Source organism: Noviherbaspirillum pedocola, from assembly GCF_016632335.1.
Taxonomy (GTDB): Bacteria; Pseudomonadota; Gammaproteobacteria; order Burkholderiales; family Burkholderiaceae_D; genus Noviherbaspirillum_A; species Noviherbaspirillum_A pedocola.
The window spans coordinates 43,350-68,151 of the sequence record NZ_JAEPBG010000005.1; the positions used below are offsets into that span (position 1 = coordinate 43,350).

Consider the following 24,802-nt stretch of genomic DNA (forward strand, 5'->3'; position numbering starts at 1 on the left):
TTTCCTCGATGAGGCAGCCGCCGCGGAAGCGGTGCAGATGTGCCTGCCGATGATTACCAACGCCATGGACAGCGGCCGCGTCGGCGAAAGCGGCTTTCTGTACCTGGTGGTGATGGACCCGCGCAAGACGCCCGCCGATTCAAGCTTCGATGAAGCGATCCTCCATGAATACTCGGTTGGCGATCGCAGCAAATGGGATGCGGACTATCGCGCCTTTGCCGTGGCCAAAGCCAAGGTCGCATGGAAGTACGGCATGGATGCGCACCAGGTGCAGGAGTTGAAGCCCTGGCTGCTCGAGCAGGGCGACACCGTGCTGTGGGGCTCGGTGGTGGTGGACGGCATTACGGTGGCCGCCAGCGGCGCGCACCCCTGGTTCGACGAAGCCTTCGCCGGCGCGGTGGCGATGTGCCTGAAGGCGCTGGCCAAGCGCGGCGCGGCCCGTGCTCGTGAACAGGGATTGTTTCTGGATGCGCGCTGATGCGCCGCCTTCAATGAATCGGTCGTGGAGGAAGTGAAGATGCGCAGAATAGCCCTGATCAGCGAGCATGCCTCGCCCCTGGCCGAGCCGGGCAGCATCGATAGCGGCGGACAGAATGTCTATGTCGCGCAGCTTGCCTGCGGTCTGGCGCGGCTCGGCCTGCATGTGGACGTGTTCACGCGGCGCGACGATGCCGCGCAGGAGGAGGTAGTGCATTGGCGTCCCGGCGTGAGGGTGGTGCATGTGCCGGCCGGACCGGCGCAATACCTGCCCAAGGAAGCGATGCTCGACTGCATGGACGAGTTCGGCGACTACATGGTTGATTTCGCGCGCGCGCAGATGCAGCCCTATGACCTTGCGCATGCGAACTTCTTCATGTCCGGCATGGCGGCGCGTCGCATGAAGTCCGCGCTGGGCACGCCGTACGTGATTACCTTCCATGCGCTAGGCCTGGTGCGGCGCATGCACCAGGGCAGCGCCGACGGCTTCCCGGCCGAACGCATGAATATCGAAGCCGTCCTGATGAAGGAGGCGGCGCGCATCATCGCCGAATGTCCGCAGGACCGCCAGGACATGGAACGCCTGTACGGCGCGCCGCCGCGCCACATCGACATCGTGCCCTGCGGTTACGACCCGGCCGAGCTGTGGCCGGTGCGCAGCAGCGCGCGGGCGCGCCTGGGCATCGAGCGCGATGAATTCGTGGTGCTGCAGCTTGGCCGCATGGTGGCGCGAAAAGGCGTGGATAACGTTATTGCCAGCGTGGCGCGCTTGCGCTCGCACTTCGGCATCCGCGCGCGGCTGTTGATCGTCGGCAGCGATGCGGCCGGCAATACCGTGTCGGCCTCGCCGGAACTGCGTCGCCTCACGGCCTTGTGCAATGAGCTTGATATCGCGCAGCAGGTGGTATTCGCCGGTCGCCAGCCGCGCGAACAGCTGCGCTATTACTACAGCGCAGCCGATGCCTTCGTCACTACGCCCTGGTATGAGCCCTTCGGCATCACGCCGGTGGAAGCCATGGCTTGCGGCACCCCGGTCATCGGCGCGGAGGTCGGCGGCATCAAGGACACCGTGGTCGATGGCGTCACCGGCTACCTGGTGCCGCCGAATGATCCGGACGCGGTGGCGCAGCGCCTGGCGCTATTGCGCAACGCGCCCGAGCATGCGCGGCGCATGGGGCGGCAGGGCATGCTGCGCGCGAACCGCAATTACACCTGGCAAGGCGTGGCCACGCGTATTGCGGCGGTGTATGAAAACGCGCTCGACCAGGTCGGCGCGCAGAAACGAACGAGACAGCAACGGCCGACTGCCGCAACGATTTTGCAACCAAGGGAAATCCAATGGACCAATTGAAATCAAGCCCGGAAATCACGCGCGATGCGAGCCTTTCGGGGCAAGTGATTCTTGTCACCGGCGGCGCCAGCGGCCTGGGCGCCGCCTTGAGCCGCGTGCTGTGCGCATCGGGCGCGCAAGTCGTCGTGGCGGACCTGCACCAGGACCGCGCCGAGACCACGGTGGCGGCATTGAAGGAGGAGGGCGGCGCCGCGCATGCGATCGCCCTGGATGTCGGCGATGCGCAGGCAGCGGAAAACGCGATCGGCGACATAGTGCGCCGCTTTGGCAGGATCGATGTGCTGATCAACAATGCCGGCACCGACATCACGCTGCCGATGGCGGAACTGAAGCCCGAGGACTGGCTGCGCGTGATCAACACCAATCTCAACGGTCCGTTCCTGCTGGCGAAATACGCATCCGAGGAAATGAAGAAGAACGGCAACGGCCACATCATCAATATCGCGTCGACCGCGGCCAAGCGCGCCTGGCCGAACGCCTCGGCCTACCATGCCAGCAAATGGGGCCTGCTTGGCCTGTCTCATGCGATGCATGCCGAGCTGCGCCCCATGGGCATACGCGTGACCGCGGTGATTGCCGGCGGCATGCGCACGCCCTTCCTGCTCGACCGCTTCCCCGACATCGATGTGGCCACGCTGCAGGAGCCGACCAACGTCGCGCAGGCGATCAAGTCGGTGCTGCTGCTGCCGAAGGAAACCGTCGTGTCCGAGATCATGGTGCTGCCGATGCGGGAGACTTCATGGCCGTAATCGGGGTCAGGGCATGACGGCAGCGGTGTTTCTGGATAAGGATGGCACCCTGATCGACGATGTGCCTTACAACGTCGATCCGGACCGCATCACGCTTGCCGCGCATGCCGGCGAAGCGCTGTCTCTGCTGCGCGATGCGGGCTATCGCCTGTTCATCGTCAGCAATCAGTCGGGCGTGGCGCGCGGCCTGTTCGACGAGGCGGCGCTGGAAGGCGTATGGCGCCGCATCGAGACGCTGCTTGCGCCTTGGCGGGTTGTCATCGATGGCGTGTACTGGTGCCCGCATCATCCGGAAGGAGTCGTGCCGTCTTACGCGCATGACTGCGATTGCCGCAAGCCGCAGCCGGGTATGCTCCTGCGCGCGGCAAGCGAGCATGGCATCGCTCTGTCGCGCTCATGGATGATTGGCGACATTCTGAATGACGTGGAAGCCGGCCACCGTGCCGGCTGCGCCGCGGCGCTGATCGACAATGGCAATGAAACCGAATGGCTGATGTCGCCGTTGCGCCGTGCGGATGTGATTGCGCCGAATCTGCTGGTCGCTGCGCAGGCGATTTGCACGCAGGGCCGGAGGTGCGCATGAGCGCGTGGAACGAGGCGCGCAATCTGTTGTGCGTGCGGCTCGATTATCTCGGCGACGTGCTGATGTGCACGCCGGCGCTGCGCGCGCTGAAGCAAAGCGTGCCGGGGAGGCGGATTACGCTGCTCGGTTCTGGCGGCGGCGCGGCGGTGGCGCCGCATGTGCCGGAAATCGATGAGGTGATCCCGTATGCCGCGCCCTGGATGAAGCATGGCGGGCCACATGACATCGGCATCGATATCGCGATGGTCGAGCGGTTGCAGGAACGCGCCTTTGACGGCGCGGTGATCTTTACTACCTACAGCCAGAGCGCGCTGCCGGCGGCGATGCTGTGTTATCTGGCGGGCATACCGCTGCGTATTGCGCATTGCCGCGAGAACCCGTATCGGCTGCTGTCGGACTGGATACCCGAGACCGAACCGCAGCAGACAGTGCGGCACGAGGTGCGCAGGCAGCTCGACCTGGTCGCCGCGATAGGCTGCACAGCCGCCGACGAGCGCATGTCCTTCACGGTGCGCCCGGAAGAGTCCGAATGGGCGCGGCGTCAATTGGCGCTGCTGGGTATCGAGGATGGTCAAGCCTGGGTGCTGATGCATCCGGGCGCAAGCGCGGCCTCGCGCCGCTATCCGCCAGCGCACTGGGCTACGGCGGCAAGGCGCATCGTTGGCGAGTTGGGCTTGCCGGTCGTATTCAGCGGCGGTGCTGGCGAAGCAGAGCTGATCGATGGCATCCGCGCAGAATGCGGCGTGCCTACGCAAAGCCTCGCTGGCCAGGCAACGCTAGGCCAGCTCGGCGGCTTGATCCGCTTGGCTAATGTCATGGTCGCCAATAACACTGGGCCGGCGCACATGGCTGCCGCAATCGGCACGCCGCTGGTAGACCTGTATGCGCAGACCAATCTGCAGCACACGCCGTGGCGAGTGGAGTCGCGCGTGCTGTATCACGAAGTGCCGTGTCGCAACTGCTATAAGAGCGTGTGCCCCGAAGGGCATCACAATTGCCTGGCAAAAGTGTCGCCGGGCAGAGTGGTGGATGCGGTACGCGAACTGATTGCGTTGCCTGAGCTGCAGGAAGTGACGCCTTCACCACCGCGCGGATCCCGGGCCTATTGATGGGAACGGTTTCTTTCCAGCTTCTCGCGCATCTGCTGCCTTAAAGTTGCTTCATCCTCGTCGAGTTCCCAGCAGCCGGCTTTGTTCTCAGCTGAGAGGTCGATGTCGATGTCCTGGATCGTCGTATTACTGTCCAGCATGTCCAGCATGTAATTGAAGGCGTTTTGGTTGGCAAGTTCGCTCGGATCACGCAAGCTTGCACCGATATGCAGCTTTAGCAGGCCCCGGTTTTTCTCTAGTCCTTTCGAAAGCGAATAGCCACCAGCGGCGGACAACATGGGCTTGGGGAGAGACAGTTCCTGCAGCGTATCGTTATTCAAAAGCATTTCGTGGGTCGCCTTCACAAATTCTGCGTCATGCTTTCGTCCACTGAGATCGCTGAAATACACGGTCAGCATTTTCAATACTTTGTTGTTCTCCAGACCCCTCATCAGCAAGGACAAATCGCCCTGCGACAGCCCCGACTCCACACATACTTCTGCAAGCCCGGCATGCGATGCGATTTCATTCATCAGCGAAGCGTGCCCCTCTTTCTTTTGAAAGGCCGTCCCGCGTAGATTGAGGCTCTCGATACGTGGATTCGCTCGCAGGCTTTTGGCCAGGATGCCCGATGCTTCTGCGTCCATATGGGTTGAAGCGAATGTGACCTTCCGCAGTCCTTCGTTGGATGCCAGAGCCTGGTAGATGGACGTGCGCGCATTCAAGTCACGACATACAGGGCTGAAATAAATGGTCAAGCTCGCGAGGGTCGTGTTCCGTGCCAAAGCATTCGCCAGAGATTGTCATGGCCTTTCGCTTTCATCGCTGAGATCAAGGATATCCAGCGCATGCGGTCCTGAGTTACTGTCGATCAGCCTGGAAAGCGCGTCGAACCCGGCCTTGCCAAGCTCGCTTGCACTGATCTTCATTTCAGAGACATTGGCTCCCGTGACGATCAATGCCGCTGCCAGCATTTGCATGTCTTCGTCAATTCGCAGTGTTTTGCCTTAATGACGAAGCTGTGAATGGTTCATGCCGCAGCAGGAGCGGTCGCGGCCATGCTTATGACCAGGCGGGTGGCGGGAGCACAAGCATTCAATGCACTCTCCTGTACAGCCTTGCGACGGATGCGCTTACGTCCAAGCGCATGGATTCGGGAAATAAGCATGGACGCCTGAAGACGCGCCAACACCATATCGATGCGGTTAACGCTTTCCCGCTGGGCTGAGTCGGCGCTGACCCACCCTTCAAGCGCCGCGCTGGCCAACAGCACCGATCCGGTCCACATGGCTGCTGCGATCGGCACGCCGCTGGGGGACTTGTATGCGCACACCAATCTGCAGCACACGCCGTGGCGCGTGGTGTCGCGCATGCTGCATCACGAGGCGCTCTGTCGCAACTGCTACACGAGCATGTGCCCCGAAGGGCATCACGATTGGTTGGTCAAGGTGAAACCGGGCAGAGTGGTGGATGCGTTGGGTGCACAGCTACGCAAGCCTGGCGCTGATCTACGCGGCAATTGCTAGATGCGCTTATTGGCGAGTTTGTCGTGCAGTTCCCGCTTGGCGGGATGGGACGCAACTGCCATATGCCAGTTGCCGCTCGTGTTCTTGTTGTAGAAGTCGATGTCGATTTCCCGTATCGCAGTGTTGCTGTCCAGCATATGGATCATCGCGTAGACGCTCTTTTCTGTAGGCTTGGCGTAACTCAAGGGAGCCGTCAGACCGAATTTGCGCAGGCTCAGGTTTTGCGCAAGCGCATTGGCGAGTATCTGGACACTCGCGTCGGTCATCTGGTGGCTCGATACATGCAGCTCCACAAGGGTATGGTTATGTCGCAGCATCGCTTGTGTGGCCTGCGCAAACCTGTCGTCGTTGCTGGCCAATGAGATGCGATCCAGTCTCAAACTTTTCAGGACGGTATTGGTTTCCAGCTTTTGCATCAATGCTTCCATATCGTCTTGCCTGAGTGCGCCGCTGAGCTCGGCCTGTTCAATGCCGGGATGAGAGGCGATTGCCTGGATCAATGCTGAGTGATCATGGCCAGCGATCAATGCGTCATCGGGAAGCATCACCTCCTTGATGCCCGGGTGCGCGCGCAGGCTTTCTGCCAAGGTTCGCGATGCTGGGGAATTCATGCCCGCTGACCAGAATTCGACTGTTCGCAGGCTTTTACAGCTGGCGATTGCAGCATAGAGCGGTTGACGGTTTTCTATGTTGATTCCGTACGAAGAGCCGAAATGGATATCGAGCGCTTCCAAATTGCGAATTTCCGGTAACGCGTCAGCAATAAGCTTCCAGCTCTGGTCAGACCAGCCACAGTTGTTGTGATTGATGAGGTGAAGCCTACGGACGCAGGGACTTTTCTTGAGCAAGTCGACAAGGACTTCGACGCCACGTTGATCCAGGGCGCTGATGTCAAGCGCCAGTTCGGCAAACTCGATCTTTCCTTCGCTCAGGGCCTTTGCCAGCGGTTCCATTTCCCCAGTACTGATGCTGCACGAGCTTATGATCAGCTCGATTTCTCCGGGGCCCACGTGATCGAGCGAGCCGAGAAGCGCTTTGACCGACTTCCTGTCATAACAAACAATTTTGCTGTCCGGTTGCAGCTGGCCGGTATCCGCTTCGCGTTGGTCGCAGATTATTGGTTCGCTTGCGCCGACTTCGCCTTTTGCGCCGGGAGTGGTCAGAACCGGAGGCGTTGCCTTGGGCGGCGCTTCCGTCTGCGGTTGGGCTTGCCGCATGTCTACGCCATCTTTCCCGCCACCTGTGTAAGTCTGAACGATAGGCGGCGATGATTTCTCGGGCTGCCGCTGGGTTTCGGCAGGAAGCAGTCCGCCTGCCATGGGCTTTACCGCAACGAAGGATAAAGATGCGATTGGATTCACCAATGTGTTTTCTAATTTCCACGTATGGGCGTGGCTGCTGGCTTGATCCATGAGAATGGCTCCGACTGATTGTTGCGAGGTTAAAAAATATGTTGGTATGGGCCGCGAATGTTCGGGAATGGCGTGTCGCCGAGGGCGCTCCATGGTTGTTGCACAAGGCCGGACGGCCTCGCTCGGCTCCTCGGGGACCGGGCATCATGGTTTTTTAACTGATTCATGCAAATGATCATTAAAGGAATGTTTGTTTAATGGCGAGCCAATGCCGCTGTTTTACGGTTAACAGGAATCGGAGCGTCGAACGGTAGGCCGGCTTGCGAGGGCTCAATGCGCCCGTGGTCGTTTCGGCAATGATCTGCTGCATTGCCAAATGGCTGAACAGGGAGAAATGTGATGTCGCAAGCCACACGTGTCGATGCAGCGCTGAAATCCAGATCGATCACTGTCCGAGGCGCCGTGGTCACCGGCACAAAGGCTACTGCGGCGCTGACGATTGGCGCTTTGTCTGCGGGTGCGGTTGCGATCGGCGCGCTGGCAGTCGGGCGCATGGCCATCGCGCAGCTGACATTGAGGCTTGCCCGGATACGCCGCCTGGAAATCGACGAGCTCGTGGTGCGGCGGCTGCGCGTGGTTGATATCTGGGAAACTCCCGAGGAAATGCCGGAACATGCGGCAACGCGCGAGATGGAGGGCTGGCCGTGATGCCGGATCCGCGATTGCCTGTCGCACTGATCGTCCTTGTCGCGGCTGGGGTGCTGTCCATCCGCATCTTCCGCGAGTACGAGCGCGGCGTGGTATTCACGCTGGGGCGCTACAGCCGTGTCGCCGGTCCCGGTCTGGTGCTGCTGATTCCGTTCATCCAGCAGGTGGTGCGAGTCGACTTGCGCACCATCGTGCTCGAGGTGCCGACGCAGGATGTGATCTCGCGTGACAACGTGTCGGTGAAGGTCAGCGCAGTGGTGTACTTCCGGGTACTGGATGCGAAGCGCGCGGTGCTGGAAGTGATGGATTATCTGAACGCGACCAGCCAGTTGGCGCAGACCACGCTGCGCTCGGTGCTGGGCAAGCACCAGCTCGATGACATGCTGTCGGCGCGCGAGCAGATGAACGCCGACATTCAGCGTGCGATCGCGGCGCGCACCGGTTCATGGGGCATCGAGATCTCCGGCGTTGAGTTGAAGCAGGTGGACCTGACCGAATCGATGGTGCGCGCAATTGCGCGTCAGGCCGAGGCCGAACGCGAGCGGCGCGCGAAAGTCATTCATGCCGAAGGAGAGTTGCAGGCATCAGCGCAGCTGGCCGAAGCCGCAGCCAGGCTGGCCGAGGCGCCGCAGGCGATCCTGCTGCGCTATCTGGAAACGCTGACCGTGATCGGCGCGGACAAGAACACCACGGTCGTTTTTCCGCTGCCTATGGATGTGCTCGGTCCGCTGGTGCAAAGCTGGAAGGGAGCGCCTTCGCGCGATTCCGGGCCTCGCGTCGGTGAGTGAATGCAGCACTGGCGCAGGCTGCGCGTCGCCCCGGTCACGCGCAACCTGCGTGTCAATGGCGTCGGTTCTGCACCGTCGGCCATCCCATCGCAGCGCTTGCCGCAACAGTGGTGTTGATACCGCCGGCCGCATGCTCTGAAGGCAACTGCAACAGCATTTCCGCGATCAGCGTGGCAATTTCCCCGGGATACTTGCCGTCGAACAGCAGATCAAGATACGCGGCGGCACCCTTCGTGAGTTCTTCCATCCTCTTGTTGCGCTCCAACTTGGCACGTGCTTTCGCAACGGCATCCTGCAAAGCAAGGCCATGGTCCTGGGCATCGCCCGAGCCTGGCTCGTCGGCATAGTTTTGTATGTCGTCAGAGGCTTCTTCTTCGAAACCTCCCTGTATGTCGTCGGCGGCAGCTTCGTCGGAATATTGCTGCATGTCGTCAGAGATCTGTTCCTCGGACGCTCCATCCGCGCTGTCGTAGTTCGATCCGTCGCTATTGCCGAGCTCGTCATCATTGCTGATATCGAGAGCTTTCTTGATGGGGAATAAGGCCAGTACGGGGTTCACGTCGAGTGCGTTGTTGATGAGGTTCACCCGATACGGCAAGCATGGCTCGCCGCCTGAAGCATGTATCCAATTCCGGATGGCCATTTCGCGCAATCCGCGATTGGATTTCAGTGCATCAACGATCAGCGCGAAGCACGCATTGGTGAAGTGGATTCTCTCAAGCCCCATATGCTGCAGGGACGAATTGCTGTGTAGCAGCCTGGCGAGAGCATTGGCAAATGGACGGTTCGCATCCTGAGGACAGGATTCGCTGATGTACAAGTACTTCAGCGTCTTATTGCTTTGCAGATGGTTCATCAGCGTCACGGCAGCGTCGTAGAAAAAGCTGTCCGACAAGTACAGCGTCTGCAAGCCTTGGTGCCTCCCTATTGCCGCCATAAGACGAGAGTGGTCGCCGCGCATGAGGGCGGAAAACCGGAGGCAGAGATCGAGAATGCGCGGATTCTCTTCAAGGCTAGTCGCGAGCGCATTGGATGACTCGGTCGTCATTTGCCGATCGTTCAGGTCGAGCGAACGCACCGATTGGCTTTGGCCGCATGCCTTATACAGCGCATGACGATTCGGTCCATCCCCGTTTCGGAATGACAGGGCAAGAGTGGTGATCGTTCGGCTTGCGCTGATGGCCGACGCAATGCCGAGGCAGCCTTCTGCAGCACAGTTCAATTCGCTCAGGTACAGGTTTTCGATATTCTCATTCTTCTTCAATAACTCGGCGATGGCGACCATACCCTTGTCGACGCACTTGTAGGGGCAAACTTCCAGTTTCTTGACACTGCGGTTGTTCGCCAGCGCTTGGGCAAGCGCCATCATGTCCGCATCGTTTGGCATAAGAGGAAGGGAGTAGAGCGTGTGGATGTTGCAGTCGCTCTGTTCCAGGTACGCACACATCGCCGCCCAGTATCCGGGCTTGGCGAGCAAAACCCCGCCCCTAAATATCCCATCCTTCACCAGGGAGCGGATTTCGGCGAGCTTGGCGGCGTCAACGGTATCGGGCTGTTGCTGCTGCACGCGCAACTGAGAGCGTAGTTGAGGCGGATTGATGACAGTCTGTGCGGGCGTCTGCTCGGCGGGTCTGGCTTCGATCAGAACGGGCCCGGTATCGTCCGTGCTGTGTGACGACAAGGACGGCGCCAGGACATCCGTTTGATGACGGTCTTCCTGTAGCGGCGTGTTTGAGGTGGTCTGCGGGATGAAAGAAGGGCTGCGTGGTGAAGTGTTCGAGGTTTGTTGTGCCATGGGGCTTCGCAAGACGACGTGACTGGTATGTTCGCGCACCCCACGCGCCTCGTGCTGGTGGCGCGGACGGTATGCGCATCATGTGCGTTTGATGAGATTCCGCCTGCTAATGCAAGCGGCGACGCATGATGCCAGCGAACTGCGCCACAGAAAGTCTTGTTAGTCGCGGTCAACAGTCTTGACGCGGAACCGCGGTCCTTACCTCAGCCCAGGCCCCATCCTGGCTCAGGCGCTTGTCAGGAAGCCGGCTTGCTCGCGACGGTTGCGCGGCGTGCAGGTCCCGACTGGAACGCATGCAAGCCAGGCGTGCGCTACGCTCAGACGTCAAAGACCGAGACGCCGCCATCAGCGGCGCCATAGTCCTGCAGCCGCGCGTAATCGAGACGGCCGTCCTTCAGCGCATCGAGCAGCGCCTGCAATTGCTCGGCTTCGGGATTGATGTAGACCGCGACCTGGTCGAGCGCATTCGGCCATTGCCGGGTATAGGGCACATCGGTCTCGGCCATGAGCTTCGCGGCGAAGGTACCGTCGTCGAGTTGCGCGAACAGGGTGACCATCGGATTGTCGCGTCGGGTGTTGGATACGGTGAGGCGCATGGCATCTCCCTTCCGGAATGGCAGTCCATGGAAAGACCACGACGGGACAGGCTTGTTCCGCGCCGCGCCGCTTTACGCTGCGTACGGCCCGCCGGTGGGCTTGTCCTGGAACGGGCGATGCCCCGCCGAGACCATGGCGCGGCATTCCCGCGCGCAGCTGGCACAGGCTTGCGCGCAGCGCTTGCAATGGTCCATCGGGTGGCGGTCGCATTCCTCGGCGCAGGCTTCGCAGATGCTGGCGCACAGCTCGCAGATGAGCGCGGCCATGACGCTGTCGCGCGCCATCGCGGCCGATGCCAGCCGGCAGGTCTGCGCGCAATCGATGTCGAGCGCAATGCAGCGCGCCATCGCAGCGGCATCGGCTTCGCGCAGGCAGGATGCGGCGCACACATCGCAAGCCTGGGCGCAGGCGTCGCAGGCGCTGATGCAGGAAAGGAGTTGCTGCGGGTCCATGCGATTCTCCTTGTTCGAGACGAAGGTCGAAGAATCCGATTCATGATCGCGGCCAAGGGTTCCCGAATCAGTAAGCCGCGTGCCTTGGCTATGCAGGGACGCAGCGGCTACAATCCACCCTTTTCAAAAATAGGCAGCACGCATCATGGCAAACAAGCCCAGGCAATTGCAGGACCCGTTTCTCGAAATCTTGCGCAAGGAATCCATTCCGGTCGCCATGTACCTGGTCAACGGCATCAAGCTGCAGGGACAGGTTGAAGCGTTCGATCCCTACGTGGTCATGCTGCGGGCCAACGGCGTGCAAGCGGTGTACAAGCATGCGATTTCCACCATCGTGCCGTCGCGACCGGTGAAGCTGCCGGACGACATGGTGTGAAGCGCGCCCGGGTGACGCCGCGCAGTCAGTGAGCGCGCCCGCGCGTTCATTGCGCTCATCGCGGCGCGTCTCGCGACTTCAGCGCAACAGCCGCAATCCCGGCGGCAGCGAGTCGCCGAGTGCGCGCTGCTGATCCGCTTCATCGAGTTCGATCACTTCGCGCAGCATCGCTGTCCAGTTCGGCGCCGCGCCGATGGCAGCAAGTTTGGCAGCGACCTTCTCTCGCAGGTCATCGGGCAGATCACGACTGCGGTCGCCGGTGAGCCGCGCGATGTGCGCGGCGGCAAAGGCGGCTGGTTCGATCCGGCGCCAGTCCAGCGACAATAACCACTCCAGCCAGGAAGACGCGTTTTCCGGCGCGACGGTTTCATGCGCGCTGCCGTAGAAGGGCATGCGCGCGCCAACGCGACCGAGCGCCCACAGCATCAGGCGCTGATCCGGATTGCCGCGCAACTGTTCCATCATCCAGTCGCCTATCTCTACCTTGTACGCGCCCGGTATGCGCTCCAGCGCCGCGGCCAGGCGCAGCATGTCGTCGAGCTTGCCGGGCACAAGCGTCGCCGGCCGACGTTTCCGCTCCTGCGCATCGGCCTGCACATTGAAAGCGAAATCTTCCAGGAGCCGCAGCTGTGCATCAGACGGCAGCCCGCCAGCGGCGCGGCGCCACAACGTCCACCACTCGGCGGCGACCTGGTTGTCGGCGCGGTGCTGCACGCCGTCCGGAAAAATCTTCCATAGCTCGGCGATGCGCCAGTCGTCCAGCGGATAGCCGGTGCCGGGGCGCAGGCAGTAGCCGGCCAGATTCAGCCAGATGCGCTCATGGTCGGCCGAACGACGCCGGCCGCGCGCATCCTTCATGAAGGCGTCGAACAAGCGGCGCGACAGCGGCAGATCCCAGCGTTCGCGGCTGCCAAGCAGCTTTTCCAGCTGCAGCCGCAATTGCCGCACTTCCTTTTCCGGCAGCTTCGGACCGCGCGCGCCGAAGACGCGATCGATGCGTTCCAGCGCCGCCGGCAGGTTGGCCGGCAGCCGCGCGTCGTCGGTCCCGGATTCCTCCGCGCCGCGCAGCCCGAATTCCAGCCGCCAGCGTCTCTGCGGATCTGCCACGGCCACACAGGACAGCTGCAGCGTGCCGACTTCAGTGAGCATCGCGGCGAGCCTGACTTCAATCTGCTGTTTGCCACGTCCAGCGTCGGCCGGCAGCACGGTGGAAATCGGCGGCAGCCTCTGCGCATCGACGCTTTCCAGCGACACGATCTGGCCCGCCTGCGCGCTCCCGGTGCTTGATGCCAGCGGGAAACGCACTGGCTGGCCAAGCTGCAGCCCGAATACACGATCTTCCAGCACCAGCTCGGCGCCGGCAGCGCTGCCGCGCGGCAGGATGCAGATGCCTTCTTCGCCACCTTCGAGCGCCAGAAAATAACTGCGCGCCGCACCGCCGCCGATGCGCGGCGCGCTGCCCCTGCGGGCCAGGCCGTAGGCGACAGCGCCGCGCGCTACCGCGATGTCGGGATCGTCATTGTGCAGCAGCGCCAGCGGCTGGCCGCGCCAGCCGGCGAGCACCGATTGCAGCCGCTCGGCCAGCGCCTCGGCGCGGAACACGCCGCCGTTGAGCAGCAGCGCATCCGGCACCGGCATGCCGGCATTGGAGGCGTCGCCCAGGGCGGCGCGGGAATCGTCGGCATGCCGGCACAGGAAGTCCGACAGATGGCGTGTGATGGCCGGATCGCTGGCGTAAGGCAGGCCGAATTCGACGAGCGCGCCGCGCCGCGACTTCAGCGTTTCGTCAGGCGGCACCTCGGGGAAGAAGCCGTCCACCAGCAGCTGACGTGCCTCTTCGCGCCCCAGCGACGTGCTGCGGCTGCCGCCGATGAGCCGGCTGCCGCCGCCCAAGAGCGTGATCGGCGCGGATTCGGGCGCATCGGCGGCCAGCAGTGTTTCCTTGGCCGCGCGGCAGCGATCGGTCAACTGCGACAGTCGGGAGGCAGACAGCCGCTGCGGCGCGGCGCCAGGCTCGGACGGCGCCAGGCGCGATTCGGCCAGGCGCGCCAGCACCAGGTCCATGTTGTCGCCGCCGAGCATCAGATGCTGGCCGACGCCGATGCGGTCCAGCACCGGCGCGCCGTTTTCGGTGCGCACGCGGATCAGCGAGAAATCGGTGGTGCCGCCGCCGACGTCCGCCACCAGGATCAGGCGGCTGCCTGCCAGATCGGCCGCAAGCGTGGCGCGGTGCCGGTGCAGCCAGTCCTGCAATGCCGCCTGCGGCTCTTCGACAAGATGCGGCTCGCCCAGCCCAGCCATGCGCGCGGCTTCCAGCGTCAGCGCCCGCGCGCCTTCGTCGAACGAGGCAGGGATGGTCAGCACGATGTCCTGGCGTTCCAGCGGCGCTTCGGCAAAGCGCGCATTCCAGGCATGGCGCACATGGGCGAGGTAGCTGGCGCTGGCTTCGAGCGGCGAGACTTTCGGCACGTCTTCCGGCGCGCCCCAGGGCAGAATCGGCGCGGTGCGATCGACCGCCGTATGCGACAGCCAGCTCTTGGCCGAAGCGACCAGCCGCCCGGGCACCTGCGCGCCGAGGCGGCGCGCAAGCGTGCCGACGACCGCGGGTTCATCGGCACGGCTCCAGGGCAGATGCAGATCCGCCGGCGCGAATTCCTCCGTCGCAGGGTGGTAGCGCAGCGAGGGAAGGAGCGGTAGCGCCGCGACCTGGCCCGGCGCGACCAGTTGCTCGATCTCGAATAGCTGGATGGTGTCTTCGCCCGGCGCGGCATAGGCGACCACGGTATGCGTGGTGCCGAGGTCGATGCCGACGATGTAGCGTTCCGTGCTGCCCTTCATTGCGGCCTTCCCGCCGGGCGTCATGCCGCCGGATGCGCTCCGCGCACGTCGAATTCCACGTTCCAGCGCGCGGTGCCGTCGCGCGGCACCGCGGCCAGCTCCAGCGTGCCGGTTTCGGTTACGCGCGAATGCAGGCGCACTTCGACCACCTGTCCGGGCTGACGGCCGTCGGCCGGCAAGGTGGCCTGGATTTCACCCTGTTCCTGCAATTCATCCGGGTCCCAGGAATCGAGCAGGGTGCCGACCGTGTCCTGGCGCCGCACCGTGGAGCCGAAGAAGCGGAAATGCACCGGCTCGCCGACGACCAGGCCGAATTCCTGGTTCAGCACTTCGGCGTCCGAGCCTTCTTCCATGCCGAAAGGCGCCACGCACAGCGCCTGGATCGGCGGCTCCATGCCGGGAATGGCCGGCATCGCCGATTCGATCGCGACGTAGTAAGCGGCCGCGGTGCCGCCGCGGATGCGTACGCCGCGACCGCGCCGCACATAGCCGTAATAGGCCGCGCCGCGCGCCACCGCGAGGTCGAGGTCGGCGCCGGCCAGCGCGCGCGCCGGCGGCGCGTTTTCTGCGGCGAGCCAGGCGTTGAGGGTGACCAGCGTGCGCTGCGCCAGCAGCTCGGACTTGAAGATGCCGCCGTTGAACAGCACCGCGGTCGGATGCAGGAAGCTCGCGCCCGGCGGCATCGGCGCGAAGCCGTCGAGCTCGGCGGTGGCGGCTTGCTGGCGGCCGAGGAAGGCAGCCAGGTGGCGGGTAATGGCCGCATCCTGCGCGAACGGCAGGCCGATCTGCGTCAGGCCGCCGCGGGTACGAACGGCTGGTCGTGCCGAAGCATCGACTTGCGGGAAAAAGCCTTCGAGGATCGTGGCGGCGACTTCCTCGCGGGTCAGTTCGGTGCGGATCGAGCCGCCGATGAGCTTCGAGCCGCGGCTGGGAACCACGATGGGCAGCGCCCCCAGGTGCGGGTCGGACAGCAGGCTTTCCTTGGCGCTGCGGCAGGCGTAGGTGAGGGCGCGCATCTGCCAGGCGTCGAGCTGAGTGCCGTTGGCGGCGAGCTTTTTCGCCACGCCGTAGGCCAGCGTCAGGTCCATGTTGTCGCCGCCGAGCAGGATGTGGTCGCCGACGGCGATGCGGTGAAGCTCCAGGTTGCCCTCGCGCTCGAGCACCGCGATCAGGGAAAAGTCGCTGGTGCCGCCGCCGACGTCGACCACCAGGATGATGTCGCCGGTCTGAACTTCCTTGCGCCATGCGCCGTGGCTGCCGGCAATCCAGCTGTAGAGCGCGGCCTGCGGCTCTTCCAGGAGCGTGAGGTGGCCGTAGCCGGCTTCGCGCGCGGCCTCGGCGGTGAGTTCGCGCGCGGCCGGGTCGAAGGACGCGGGAATCGTCACCGTCACGTCCTGGTCATCGAAGGGCGCTTCGGGGTGCGCATCGTTCCAGGCGGACTTCATGTGCTCCAGGTACCGGATCGATGCCTCCACCGGCGACAGTTTCGCCAGGTCCGGCGGCGCATCCGTGGGCAGGATGCCGGCGCGGCGGTCCACGCCCGGATGCGACAGCCAGCTCTTGGCCGACGACACCAGGCGGATCGGCGTGGTGGCGCCGCGGCTGCGGGCGAATTCGCCGACCGCATAATTGCGGCCTTCGCCCCAGGGCAGCGCCAGCGCGCCAGGCGGCAATTCATCCGCATGCGGCAGATACAGGAAGGAGGGCAAGAGCGGCCGTGCCTCGACTGCGCCGGCGTCGATCAATTGCGGCAGGCCGAGCACGCCCTGGCGGCTGTTCTCGCCATCCGAGGAGGCGATGTCGACCCAGGCCAGCGCGCTGTGCGTGGTGCCGAGATCGATGCCGATCGCATAGCGCGCATCGCTCATAGCTCGACCTCCGCCGGCGCCACGACATGCGCGTTATGGCCTTCGGCCAGCGCCGGCAGGTGAATCTCGATGGCGCGCCAGCCGCGATGGCCGACGGTGCCGGAGAAGGGCGCGCTGCCTACGACATTGCCGGTCAGACGGATCGCGCCGGCGTCGAAGCCGGGCTGCACGGTGATGCTGCTGCCTTCGGTTTCCTTCAATACCGGCTCGATCATGAAATGCTCGCGCAGCACCTTGCGGCAGCCTTCATGCACCACGCGCGCGGCGGCGCCGATTTCGGCATCCGAATACTGCGACAGGTCTTCCTGCGCAAAATCGACCAGGCGCGCGTCGCGCTGCAGGATGCCCAGCAATTGCAGCGCCGCTTCGGGCGAAGCTTCCTTCAGCACGCGCAGCGCCGGCTTGGTTTCGGGCGCGCTGGGCGTGGCGGGAGCGGCAGGGGTGGATTTGGGAGCGGTTGCGGGGCCTTCGCTGTCCGGCAGGTTTTCGATGCGGCTGGCATAGTCGGCATTGCCGGCGATGCGGAAAAATGCGGCGAACGCGAGCGAGAGACGGCCGAAAAAAGAAGGACGGGCCTGTTGGCGGCCCGGGGTCTGGTCACTCATGAATCTTCCTTGATGATTACGACAAGCGTGCGATTATCTCAGACGGAAAAAAATCCGCCTTGATATTTCGGAAACTGGGGGGATATTGTCAAAAGGAGCTTGCGTTCGCCACGTGGCTCCCATTCCCGCACCGGCTGCTCGACTGGAATTCATGGAACCTGCGCATGAACCAAATTCCCGGGCGGGACTCCTATTTCCACTGCAACGAAAGGAGGCGTTCATGAATGTTTTGATTACCGGGCAGCACGTCGAACTCACCCCAGCGATCCGCGACTACGTCGAAACCAAGCTGGAAAAAGTGCTGCGCCACTTCGACCAGGTGGTCGACGTGGCGGTCATCCTCGGCGTCGAAGCGCCCGCGGAAAAGGACAAGCGGCAGCGTGCCGAAGTCAACCTGCGCCTCAAGGGCGAGGTCGTCCATGCCGAGTGCACAGCCGAGAACCTGTACGCCGCCATCGACATGATGATGGAGAAGCTCGACAAGCAAGTGCTCAAGTACAAGGGCAAAATTCAGGGGCACAGGCAGGAAAGCGCCAAGCGCGCGAGCGAAGATATATTGAATCCCACCAGCGACGAAACGCTGTAATCCGGTAAACCAACAGGCAAGGAGAGCGCGGGCGCCAAGCCCGCGTTGCTTTTTCGAACTCAAATCGGGTAACTACGCATATTTCCGTTCGGTATTCGATCGGTATTCCCCTCCCATGCGGTATGCTCCGTGCCTTGAGGAAACAAACCTTCCGTTACAGGCATGACCGGCACCACAACCGACCCCAGTTCCGCACGCGACAAACTGCTGCAGCAAATCAGCGAGGCCGGTGATCTTCCCGCGCTGGGCGCATCGGTCTCTCAAGTCGTGCGCATCGCATCGTCCGAGGAAAACTCGGTGCGCGAACTTTCTGCCTTCCTGCTGCGCGATGTCGGGCTCACGCAGAAGGTGTTGCGGCTGTCGAATACCGTCAATTACCGCCGCGCCAGCGGTGCGCCCGTCTCGACGATATCGCGCGCGATCTTCCTGCTTGGCTTCGACACCATCAAGACCAATGCGCTGGCGCTGATGCTGGCTGACCGCATCCGTGGCAAGCGCGGCGAGCACCTGCGGCGTGAACTGGCATTGTCGCTCGCTGCGGGGGTGATCGGCCGCGAGATGGCGCGTCGCGGTCGATTCCGCGATGGCGAGGAGGCGGCAATCGCCGCGCTGTTCCGCAACCTGGGCCGGGTGCTGGTCGCTGCGCATGACGAGGCGCTGTATGCGCGCATTGCAGCGCTCTCCGAATCGGGCGCGCTGTCGCCGTCGCAGGCAAGCGCCCGCGTGCTCGGCTGCAGCTTCGACATGCTCGCCGACGCGGTGCTGCGCGGCTGGGACATGCCGGATTCGCTCGTCGGAGCGCTCGCGCCGCTACCCGCCGGTCGGCTCAAGCCCGCGCGCGGCCGCGCCGAATGGCTGCAGCAGGTCGCGCATTTCAGCGGCGCGATGGCCGCGGCATTGACGCGCATGACCGAACCCGGGACCGATGCACACAGCAAGGCGCTGCTGGAGCGTTACGGCGCGGCGCTCGAACTCGATGCGGCGACGCTTGCCGCACTGTTCGCCGCGGCGAACGAGGAAGCGCGGCTGTTGGCGAGCAATGCCGAGGTGGCGTTTGACGAGGACGGAGAAGACATTGCCGCGGGAGCGCTGCTGCCTGCGGACGAACCGACCGAAGTCACGTCCACCGCAGCCACACCGGCTGCGTCGGCGCCGCCGCCCACACTTTCACCTGACTCCAGCGCGATCAACACAGCGGCAAAGCACGCAAGCGCCACGCCGGATGCGCTGGCCGGGCTCGTGCTCGACGCTGGCGACAGCGCTCCGAGCGACGGCTGCCATGCCAGCGGCAAGCCGCTCGCCGCGCGCGACATGCTGCTTGCCGGCGCTCAAGGCGTCACCGAGATGATCGCCTCCGGCAAGTTCACGCTGAACGACCTGATGTTCCAGGTGCTCGAGACACTGTATGCGAGCCTGGGTTTTCGTTTCGCCACCTTCTGCCTGCGCGATGTGCAGACCGGGCTGTATCGCTCGCGCGTCGCACTCGGCGAAACCACGCCGAAGCTTCCGAAGCGTTTCGCATTCGCTGCGAGCGGGGCCAAGGACCTGTTCCACCTGGCGCTGCAGAACGATGCCGATCTGTTCATCGCCGATGCCACGAGCATGAAAATCGTGAACCTGCTGCCGACCTGGCACCGCAACCTGGTACCCGAAGCGCGCAGCCTGATGATTCTGCCGCTGGTGGTGGGCGGCAATTCGCTCGGCTACTACTATGCCGACCGCACTGCGACCGCGCCGGAAGGCATCACTACAGAGGAAAGCGCGCTGATCAAGATGCTCAAGAGGCAGGTCCTGGCGGTGATGGCCGCGCGCTGAAGGATGGCAGCGCGCGTGCAGGGCGCGATGGCGCCGTGCACGCGCGCTGCACGACCGGCCGCGCCGCAAACCTAGCCCGCCCGCAGCGTGCCGAAACGATTACGCCAGCGACTGCTAGCGCGAAAAATAAACTGCCAGAAAGCCGTCCGTCGCGCCGCGCGCTTCCGGCCAGCCCTGCACCAGCAGCAGCGGCGTGCCGGCGGCATTGCGCCAGATCGTCAGCCACATCCGCTTCGCGCCGGTGCCGATGCCCGGATTCAGCCAGCCGTCCGCGCTCAGCATCGCGGCAACCTGCGACGCGTCATAACGCAGCTCGATGGTGTTCAGGTTGGTGCCGAAATTGCCGTCGTAGACTTCTTCCGACCAGGAGCCGTCGCCGCCTATGTTCAAGCGCGAAGCCAGCGAAGGCTGGCCTTCGGGCTTGGCGCCGCAGTTTTCCCAGTTATCGAAATGCGTGCCGGCAAGCTGGGACCATGCGGACGCCGGGTCCGCTACCCGGTTCCAGCCAGCATCCATCAGCGCGGCGACGCTGCGGATGTTCACGCCGAGATTGATGTTGTCGACAATGCCGGTTGCCGAGGTGGGCGCCGACACGCAGGCGACGATGACGCCGGCGGCCGCCGTGTCGCGATGGATGGCCGCCAGGGGATTGCGTCCGGCCGACAGCAGTGCTGACGCGACGCTCACATCGATCGCCAGGCCCTGTCCGGGCTGGCCATCGATGAAGGAAATCGTCTCGGGCGCGAAACGGCCGAGGGCAAGGCTATGGGGATAGGCAGGCGCCGCAGCGCTCGCGGTAGACGGCGTGGTCCCGGTACTGGCGCTGGAACCGTCGCCGCCGCCACCGCCGCAGCCGCACAGTCCCGCCATCAGCAGCGCGGGCAGTATGAATTGGCGCATGCGCCGCTCCTTGGTGTATCGAAACTGAAATCGAAACTGAAAAGGACTCCCGCGCCAAAGCGCGCGGGAGTCCGACCCTTTTACGGGTTGGTGATCAACTGCGGCGACACATTGGCCGCGTTCGCGCTGAACACATTGGTCGCATCAAGTGGCAGCAGATAGCCCTGCGACACCAGCGTATTGGCCGCGTTAGTCACCTTGTTTTGATAGTCGGCGCGGCCGGTGTACAGGTCGGCCAGCGTCTGGCGGCTGTCGCTGCCCGAGCCCTTTGCCGCTGCATTCATCGCGAACGGAATCGCGCCGCCATTCGAGGTGCATCCTTCGCCGATCGAATGTCCCGCCGCACGGATGTTGAAGCCGGTGTAGGTTGCCAGCGGCACCTTCACATCCGGCACCAGCACGCCGGTGGTTTCATTGCCATTGGCATCGACCTTCGGCACCAGCACCCGGTATTGCTTGGTCAGGTTCACCACCGGAGCGGCATTGGTGTAGTCGGTCACGAATACCTGGTTGGTCACGCCGGTATAGGTGAAGGACAGCGGCGTGGGCGTGGCATTCGCGCCGAGCGGAATCACGACATTGGTGAAGTCCGGCAGGCCGATCGCGGTCGGTGTCACCAGCGTGCCCGAGGCCACGGTCGGATATTGCGACGCCGGCGGCGCGGTGTTGGATACCAGCCAGCGTTCCATCGCCGGAATCAGCGCACGCGTGACCGGCGTTTCCGCCACCGGGCTGCCCGGCAACTGGCACACGCCGCTGATGGTGTACAGGCCAGTGGTTACGCCATTGCCGCCGCCGTGCTGGGTGCCGGCCACCATGTAGTAGCGCACGTTGTCCGGCAGCGTGAGATCGTTGCCGGCGCCATCGGTCACCACCAGGGAAGCGCGGCCGCCCCACCATTCATAGCTGCCATCGATCTGCATGATCTTCGGGCAGGTCGAGGTAGCCAGGCACTTCTTCAGCAGGCCATCGTTGACGCCGGTGAGCGGATCGGTGATGACGTTGTAGGCGAAGGGGAACTGGTCGCCGGGCATGAAGTGGTCTTCATGCTCCTTGGACCAGCGGCCGATCTGCGAGAAGCGCAGATTGGTCCAGGTACGCCGGCCGGCGGGGATCACCGGCATCAGGCCTTCGAAGACCGGCTTGCCCTTTGCATCCTTGTTGAAGCCCTGGTACAGGAAGTCGCGCAGGAAGCGCCCAGACTGGGAAATGCCTTCGCCGATGGCCACGTCGAAATTGCTGTTCTGGGTGGCTGCGCAACCGGTGCCGAGCACGCAGGGCGCATTCTTCATGTCATTGAGCGGATTCGCATTGCCCTGCGCATCCTTGTCGCTGTTGCGCAGGAAGGAGACCAGATCGCGCACCGCCGCGAAGCCGATACCGTTGACGGTCGGATCCTTGGCTCTATAGGTAAAGGTGTAGATGGTGCCGGCGTCTGGCGCGACCTGGGTGCCATTCGGTCCGGGCACGGTGGTCGGCGGCGTGAAACTGACCGACACCGTGCCGTCGGCATTGCTCACGTAATTCCAGGTCGTCACCGGCGTGGACGGCGATGCATAGTCTTCCTGGCCGGACGCATTCAGCCAGCTCTGGCGCGCGGTGAAGGTAATTTCCGAGCGATCGGTCAGCGAGGCCGGCACATAGGTGAGGGGAATCGTGGTCGGCGAACCGCCGGCGAAGTCCGGCACGAATTCCTCGCGCGACAAGCCGGTGATCGAGGTGCCATCCTTGTTCTTCGCCACCGGGAAGCTCACGCCGACGGCAGCACCCGCGCCATTGCCGGTTTGCGCGATGCCGCCCTGCCAGCCGCTCCAGACGATGGTGTAACCCTTTTGCAGCAGCGACGGGAAGGTCGATGCCGGGGCCGCGCCGGTGGTCAGCACAGAGCCGCCGCCGACATAGGAGCCGGCGCCGAGCTTGTTGCCGCGGTTGACCACGTCATAGAACAGCACGCGCCGGGCATTGGCGGCACTCTTCGGGCGCAGGATCACGACGTCGGTGGTGTAGTTCACATAGCCGTCGGCGTCTGTCGGCGCGTTGGCCAGGTCGACGATGCCGGCATTGTCCGCATCGCTCGGCAACAGCTTGCCGTGCACGATGCCGGTAATGACCTGGTAGGGTCCGGCGGCGCCGGGCGGCGTAGCGCCATTGTAGGCATCGGCGGTGGAAACGATTTCGAAACGGTCGATGACGCCACCGGCCTTGGCGGCGGGCTGGGCCGGGGTAGTGGGGGTGGTGTTCGATGCGGCGGTGTTATTGTCGTCCCCGCCGCCGCAGGCGGCGAGTAGCGCGGCTACGCAAAGTGCGCTGGCCGTGGCAATTCCTCTCATGCTGTGTCTCCTTGACATTCTTGTTCGTCCGAGCGGACAAATAATTTCAGCCTTGCTACGAGGTGTTTCGCTTGCCGGATGGATAGTCTGGGGGGTCTTCCTCCTGTTCGTTGATTAACTGGGAAATCGGGATATGGCCTCAGGCCGCAATGGCCCTGATTTGCGACAGGGAGGCAATCAGGTCGGCGAAGCGCTGTCCCTGCACCATGATGTGGTCGCGGATGCGGGTTGCGGCGAGCTCGCCGTCGCCCTGGATGAGCGCATCGACCACGCCCTGGTGTTCGGCCAGCGATGCGCCGAGGCGGTCGCGCACTCGCAGCTGCAGGCGGCGGTAGGGCCGCAGGCGCCGGTGCAGCGCGCGGGTCTGGTCTTGCAGGAAAAGGTTATGGCTGCCCGCGTAGATGGACTGGTGGAAGACTTCATTCTTGGCGTAATAGTCGTCAGCGTCGCCTGCGGTGCAGGCAGTGCGACAGGCTTCGTGCGCGGCAAGCAGTCGCTGCTGATCTTCCGGCGTCATGCGCCGCGCGGCGAGGCGACAGCACATCGCTTCGAGCTCGGCCATCACTTCGAACATTTCCACCAGCTGGCGCGCCGAAACTTCCGCCACGACCGCGCCGCGGCGCGGACGGATCACCACCAGGCCCATGGATGCCAGCTGGATCAGCGCTTCACGGATCGGTGTGCGCGACACCTCGAACTGCGCCGCCAAAGCCGTTTCATCCAGATGCGTGCCGGGAGGGAACTTGCCGACCGCGATCATTTCCTCGATCGCATCGCTGAGTTCATGCGAGCGGTTCTTGCCCATGTTTGCGCTCTTTCTTGCTTTTTAGCTAAGGGTGGAAATCATTATATGTCCACAGAAAGCATTGACAATGTATTTTTCGCCGGTATTCTTGTATACAAGGATGCCATACATGCACGAGCTTGTACCAATAAAACTTGGTATTCCATAAAAGAAACGGCATCACGAACGTCGTCAACCACAGGAGACTCCACCCATGACTTCAATGAAGCGCCGCGCGCTCTTGGGCGCGCTTGCATCCAGCCCGCTCTTCACCTTCCCGGCTTTCGCGCAATCCTCGACCAACCTGAAGATTTCGCACCAATTCCCCGGCGGCACCATCACCGAAGGCGACTTCCGTGACCGCCTGACCCGCATGTTTGCGCAGGAAGTGGAGAAGCGCACCAACGGCGCTCTGAAGTTTTCGATCTATCCCGGCTCTTCGCTGATGAAGACCAATGCCCAGTTCTCGGCCATGCGCAAGGGCGCGCTGGATCTGTCGCTGGTGCCGATTTCCTACTCCGGCGGCGAAATGCCCGAGGTGAACATCGGCCTGATGCCAGGCCTGATCACCTCCTATGAGCAGGGCTACAAGTTCAAGGACGCCGAAGTCGGCCGCGCCTTCGATGACATGCTCAAGGCCAAGGGCATACAGATGGTGTCCTGGATCTGGCAGGCCGGCGGCATGGCCTCACGCACCAAGCCCATCATCGAACCGGAAGATGCGCGCGGCCTGAAGGTGCGCGGCGGCTCGCGCGAGATGGACATGATCCTCAAAGAAGCCGGCGCCGCGGTGGTATCGGTGCCGTCCAATGAAATTTATGCGGCGATGCAGACCGGCGCGATGGATGCAGCGCTCACGTCGTCGACCTCGCTGATCTCGTTCCGCCTCGAGGAAGTGTCCAAGGCGCTGACCACCGGCCGCGGCAAGTCCTACTGGTTCATGCTCGAGCCGCTGATGATGTCCAAGGCGGTGTTCGACAAGCTGCCCAAGGACCAGCAGAACGCGATCATGACCGTCGGCGCCGAACTCGAAGCCTTTGCGCGCAAGTCTGCCCAAGAGGACGACAACCGCGTCGCCGAGGTCTACCAGAAGGCCGGCGCCAAGGTGGCCGATCTGAACGAGGCCACGGTGAAGAAGTGGCAGGACATCGCCCGCCGCACCGCGTGGCGCGACTATGCCGCCAAGAACGAGAACTGCAACAAGCTGATGCACCTGGCGGAAAAACTGGTCTGA

Annotated in this window: 24 protein-coding genes; 12 read left to right on the forward strand and 12 right to left on the reverse strand. The window is 63.4% G+C overall.

The features are described from left to right. Positions 1-37 precede the first annotated feature (37 nt). Genes JJB74_RS13320 through JJB74_RS13340 form a run of 5 tightly spaced genes read left to right on the forward strand, consistent with a single transcriptional unit; the run spans position 38 to position 4,269 of the window. Complete coding sequence (locus tag JJB74_RS13320) at positions 38-478, forward strand: hypothetical protein (protein WP_234484185.1); 441 nt, start codon at positions 38-40, stop codon at positions 476-478. 39 nt (positions 479-517) lie between these two features. Beyond that, positions 518-1,828: a glycosyltransferase gene (locus JJB74_RS13325; RefSeq protein WP_234484166.1), complete on the forward strand. Its 1,311-nt coding sequence runs from the start codon at positions 518-520 to the stop codon at positions 1,826-1,828. After that, positions 1,816-2,577, forward strand: coding sequence for an SDR family oxidoreductase (locus JJB74_RS13330; RefSeq protein WP_200592380.1), 762 nt, complete (start codon positions 1,816-1,818; stop codon positions 2,575-2,577). Before JJB74_RS13325 ends, JJB74_RS13330 begins: the two co-directional genes overlap by 13 nt. 13 nt (positions 2,578-2,590) lie before the next feature. Next, the gene (locus tag JJB74_RS13335) at positions 2,591-3,160 is read left to right on the forward strand and encodes a D-glycero-alpha-D-manno-heptose-1,7-bisphosphate 7-phosphatase (protein WP_200592381.1); all 570 of its coding nucleotides are present in this window, start codon (positions 2,591-2,593) and stop codon (positions 3,158-3,160) included. Further along, positions 3,157-4,269, forward strand: coding sequence for a glycosyltransferase family 9 protein (locus tag JJB74_RS13340; RefSeq protein ID WP_200592382.1), 1,113 nt, complete (start codon positions 3,157-3,159; stop codon positions 4,267-4,269). The genes JJB74_RS13335 and JJB74_RS13340 overlap by 4 nt, the downstream gene beginning before the upstream one ends. Here the strand turns inward: JJB74_RS13340 and JJB74_RS13345 are convergent. Continuing rightward, positions 4,263-5,006 (reverse strand): leucine-rich repeat domain-containing protein, encoded by a 744-nt coding sequence (locus JJB74_RS13345; protein ID WP_200592383.1) that lies wholly within the window; start codon positions 5,004-5,006, stop codon positions 4,263-4,265. The two genes, JJB74_RS13340 and JJB74_RS13345, sit on opposite strands and share 7 nt — an antisense overlap. Positions 5,007-5,051: 45 nt before the next feature. After that, entirely contained in the window at positions 5,052-5,228 is a 177-nt protein-coding gene (locus JJB74_RS13350) for a hypothetical protein (protein ID WP_200592384.1), read from the reverse strand. Between the two features lie 219 nt (positions 5,229-5,447). On the opposite strand from JJB74_RS13350, the gene JJB74_RS13355 reads away from it, so the two are divergent. Continuing rightward, positions 5,448-5,774, forward strand: a complete 327-nt coding sequence (locus JJB74_RS13355) for a glycosyltransferase family 9 protein (protein WP_200592385.1) — start codon at positions 5,448-5,450, stop codon at positions 5,772-5,774. Here JJB74_RS13355 and JJB74_RS13360 read toward each other — a convergent pair. After that, positions 5,771-7,186, reverse strand: coding sequence for a leucine-rich repeat domain-containing protein (locus tag JJB74_RS13360; protein WP_200592386.1), 1,416 nt, complete (start codon positions 7,184-7,186; stop codon positions 5,771-5,773). The two genes, JJB74_RS13355 and JJB74_RS13360, sit on opposite strands and share 4 nt — an antisense overlap. Positions 7,187-7,525: 339 nt before the next feature. On the opposite strand from JJB74_RS13360, the gene JJB74_RS13365 reads away from it, so the two are divergent. Both JJB74_RS13365 and JJB74_RS13370 read left to right on the forward strand, forming a co-directional pair. Next, positions 7,526-7,834, forward strand: a complete 309-nt coding sequence (locus JJB74_RS13365) for a hypothetical protein (protein WP_200592387.1) — start codon at positions 7,526-7,528, stop codon at positions 7,832-7,834. Further along, positions 7,834-8,622, forward strand: a complete 789-nt coding sequence (locus JJB74_RS13370) for a slipin family protein (RefSeq protein WP_200592388.1) — start codon at positions 7,834-7,836, stop codon at positions 8,620-8,622. The genes JJB74_RS13365 and JJB74_RS13370 overlap by 1 nt, the downstream gene beginning before the upstream one ends. 52 nt (positions 8,623-8,674) lie before the next feature. Here the strand turns inward: JJB74_RS13370 and JJB74_RS13375 are convergent, their stop codons facing one another. The 3 genes from JJB74_RS13375 to JJB74_RS13385 all read right to left on the reverse strand — a co-directional run bounded on the left by JJB74_RS13375 (position 8,675) and on the right by JJB74_RS13385 (position 11,466). After that, positions 8,675-10,417: a leucine-rich repeat domain-containing protein gene (locus JJB74_RS13375; RefSeq protein ID WP_200592389.1), complete on the reverse strand. Its 1,743-nt coding sequence runs from the start codon at positions 10,415-10,417 to the stop codon at positions 8,675-8,677. Between the two features lie 317 nt (positions 10,418-10,734). After that, positions 10,735-11,013, reverse strand: coding sequence for a hypothetical protein (locus JJB74_RS13380; RefSeq protein ID WP_200592390.1), 279 nt, complete (start codon positions 11,011-11,013; stop codon positions 10,735-10,737). 72 nt (positions 11,014-11,085) lie between these two features. After that, positions 11,086-11,466, reverse strand: a complete 381-nt coding sequence (locus tag JJB74_RS13385; RefSeq protein ID WP_200592391.1) for a four-helix bundle copper-binding protein — start codon at positions 11,464-11,466, stop codon at positions 11,086-11,088. Positions 11,467-11,611: 145 nt separating this feature from the next. Here JJB74_RS13385 and hfq point away from each other — a divergent pair, with 145 nt between their 5' ends. Then, positions 11,612-11,842: an RNA chaperone Hfq gene (hfq, locus tag JJB74_RS13390; RefSeq protein WP_200592392.1), complete on the forward strand. Its 231-nt coding sequence runs from the start codon at positions 11,612-11,614 to the stop codon at positions 11,840-11,842. A gap of 78 nt (positions 11,843-11,920) precedes the next feature. Here the strand turns inward: hfq and JJB74_RS13395 are convergent, their stop codons facing one another. From JJB74_RS13395 to JJB74_RS13405, 3 genes are read right to left on the reverse strand one after another with little or no spacing between them, the layout of a single operon-like run. Continuing rightward, the gene (locus JJB74_RS13395; RefSeq protein ID WP_200592393.1) at positions 11,921-14,680 is read right to left on the reverse strand and encodes an Hsp70 family protein; all 2,760 of its coding nucleotides are present in this window, start codon (positions 14,678-14,680) and stop codon (positions 11,921-11,923) included. A gap of 20 nt (positions 14,681-14,700) precedes the next feature. Beyond that, entirely contained in the window at positions 14,701-16,548 is a 1,848-nt protein-coding gene (locus JJB74_RS13400; RefSeq protein WP_200592394.1) for an Hsp70 family protein, read from the reverse strand. Further along, complete coding sequence (locus JJB74_RS13405; protein ID WP_200592395.1) at positions 16,545-17,153, reverse strand: DUF2760 domain-containing protein; 609 nt, start codon at positions 17,151-17,153, stop codon at positions 16,545-16,547. Before JJB74_RS13405 ends, JJB74_RS13400 begins: the two co-directional genes overlap by 4 nt. Before the next feature lie 220 nt (positions 17,154-17,373). Between JJB74_RS13405 and hpf the strand changes: the two genes are divergently transcribed. After that, a complete protein-coding gene (hpf, locus tag JJB74_RS13410; protein WP_200592396.1) occupies positions 17,374-17,739 on the forward strand; it encodes a ribosome hibernation-promoting factor, HPF/YfiA family in 366 nt (121 codons plus the stop codon). A gap of 162 nt (positions 17,740-17,901) precedes the next feature. Continuing rightward, positions 17,902-19,554, forward strand: a complete 1,653-nt coding sequence (locus JJB74_RS13415; RefSeq protein WP_200592397.1) for an HDOD domain-containing protein — start codon at positions 17,902-17,904, stop codon at positions 19,552-19,554. A 114-nt stretch (positions 19,555-19,668) separates the two neighbouring features. On the opposite strand, the gene JJB74_RS13420 is transcribed toward JJB74_RS13415, so the two are convergent. The 3 genes from JJB74_RS13420 to JJB74_RS13430 form a co-directional block, all read right to left on the reverse strand. After that, the gene (locus tag JJB74_RS13420; protein WP_200592398.1) at positions 19,669-20,454 is read right to left on the reverse strand and encodes a hypothetical protein; all 786 of its coding nucleotides are present in this window, start codon (positions 20,452-20,454) and stop codon (positions 19,669-19,671) included. An 80-nt stretch (positions 20,455-20,534) separates the two neighbouring features. Then, positions 20,535-22,784 (reverse strand): alpha/beta hydrolase domain-containing protein, encoded by a 2,250-nt coding sequence (locus JJB74_RS13425; RefSeq protein ID WP_200592399.1) that lies wholly within the window; start codon positions 22,782-22,784, stop codon positions 20,535-20,537. Positions 22,785-22,923: 139 nt separating this feature from the next. Next, entirely contained in the window at positions 22,924-23,589 is a 666-nt protein-coding gene (locus JJB74_RS13430) for a GntR family transcriptional regulator (protein WP_200592400.1), read from the reverse strand. Between the two features lie 193 nt (positions 23,590-23,782). On the opposite strand from JJB74_RS13430, the gene dctP reads away from it, so the two are divergent. Then, positions 23,783-24,802 (forward strand): TRAP transporter substrate-binding protein DctP, encoded by a 1,020-nt coding sequence (dctP, locus tag JJB74_RS13435; RefSeq protein WP_200592401.1) that lies wholly within the window; start codon positions 23,783-23,785, stop codon positions 24,800-24,802.

Coding starts and splice junctions, on each gene's coding strand:
- JJB74_RS13320 (WP_234484185.1), top strand. CDS start 38: ATGTGCCTGCCGATGATTACCAACGCCATGGACAGCGGCCGCGTCGGC.
- JJB74_RS13325 (WP_234484166.1), top strand. CDS start 518: ATGCGCAGAATAGCCCTGATCAGCGAGCATGCCTCGCCCCTGGCCGAG.
- JJB74_RS13330 (WP_200592380.1), top strand. CDS start 1,816: ATGGACCAATTGAAATCAAGCCCGGAAATCACGCGCGATGCGAGCCTT.
- JJB74_RS13335 (WP_200592381.1), top strand. CDS start 2,591: ATGACGGCAGCGGTGTTTCTGGATAAGGATGGCACCCTGATCGACGAT.
- JJB74_RS13340 (WP_200592382.1), top strand. CDS start 3,157: ATGAGCGCGTGGAACGAGGCGCGCAATCTGTTGTGCGTGCGGCTCGAT.
- JJB74_RS13350 (WP_200592384.1), bottom strand. CDS start 5,228: ATGCAAATGCTGGCAGCGGCATTGATCGTCACGGGAGCCAATGTCTCT.
- JJB74_RS13355 (WP_200592385.1), top strand. CDS start 5,448: ATGCGGTTAACGCTTTCCCGCTGGGCTGAGTCGGCGCTGACCCACCCT.
- JJB74_RS13360 (WP_200592386.1), bottom strand. CDS start 7,186: ATGGATCAAGCCAGCAGCCACGCCCATACGTGGAAATTAGAAAACACA.
- JJB74_RS13365 (WP_200592387.1), top strand. CDS start 7,526: ATGTCGCAAGCCACACGTGTCGATGCAGCGCTGAAATCCAGATCGATC.
- JJB74_RS13370 (WP_200592388.1), top strand. CDS start 7,834: ATGCCGGATCCGCGATTGCCTGTCGCACTGATCGTCCTTGTCGCGGCT.
- JJB74_RS13375 (WP_200592389.1), bottom strand. CDS start 10,417: ATGGCACAACAAACCTCGAACACTTCACCACGCAGCCCTTCTTTCATC.
- JJB74_RS13380 (WP_200592390.1), bottom strand. CDS start 11,013: ATGCGCCTCACCGTATCCAACACCCGACGCGACAATCCGATGGTCACC.
- JJB74_RS13385 (WP_200592391.1), bottom strand. CDS start 11,466: ATGGACCCGCAGCAACTCCTTTCCTGCATCAGCGCCTGCGACGCCTGC.
- hfq (WP_200592392.1), top strand. CDS start 11,612: ATGGCAAACAAGCCCAGGCAATTGCAGGACCCGTTTCTCGAAATCTTG.
- JJB74_RS13395 (WP_200592393.1), bottom strand. CDS start 14,680: ATGAAGGGCAGCACGGAACGCTACATCGTCGGCATCGACCTCGGCACC.
- JJB74_RS13400 (WP_200592394.1), bottom strand. CDS start 16,548: ATGAGCGATGCGCGCTATGCGATCGGCATCGATCTCGGCACCACGCAC.
- JJB74_RS13405 (WP_200592395.1), bottom strand. CDS start 17,153: ATGAGTGACCAGACCCCGGGCCGCCAACAGGCCCGTCCTTCTTTTTTC.
- hpf (WP_200592396.1), top strand. CDS start 17,374: ATGAATGTTTTGATTACCGGGCAGCACGTCGAACTCACCCCAGCGATC.
- JJB74_RS13415 (WP_200592397.1), top strand. CDS start 17,902: ATGACCGGCACCACAACCGACCCCAGTTCCGCACGCGACAAACTGCTG.
- JJB74_RS13420 (WP_200592398.1), bottom strand. CDS start 20,454: ATGCGCCAATTCATACTGCCCGCGCTGCTGATGGCGGGACTGTGCGGC.
- JJB74_RS13425 (WP_200592399.1), bottom strand. CDS start 22,784: ATGAGAGGAATTGCCACGGCCAGCGCACTTTGCGTAGCCGCGCTACTC.
- JJB74_RS13430 (WP_200592400.1), bottom strand. CDS start 23,589: ATGGGCAAGAACCGCTCGCATGAACTCAGCGATGCGATCGAGGAAATG.
- dctP (WP_200592401.1), top strand. CDS start 23,783: ATGACTTCAATGAAGCGCCGCGCGCTCTTGGGCGCGCTTGCATCCAGC.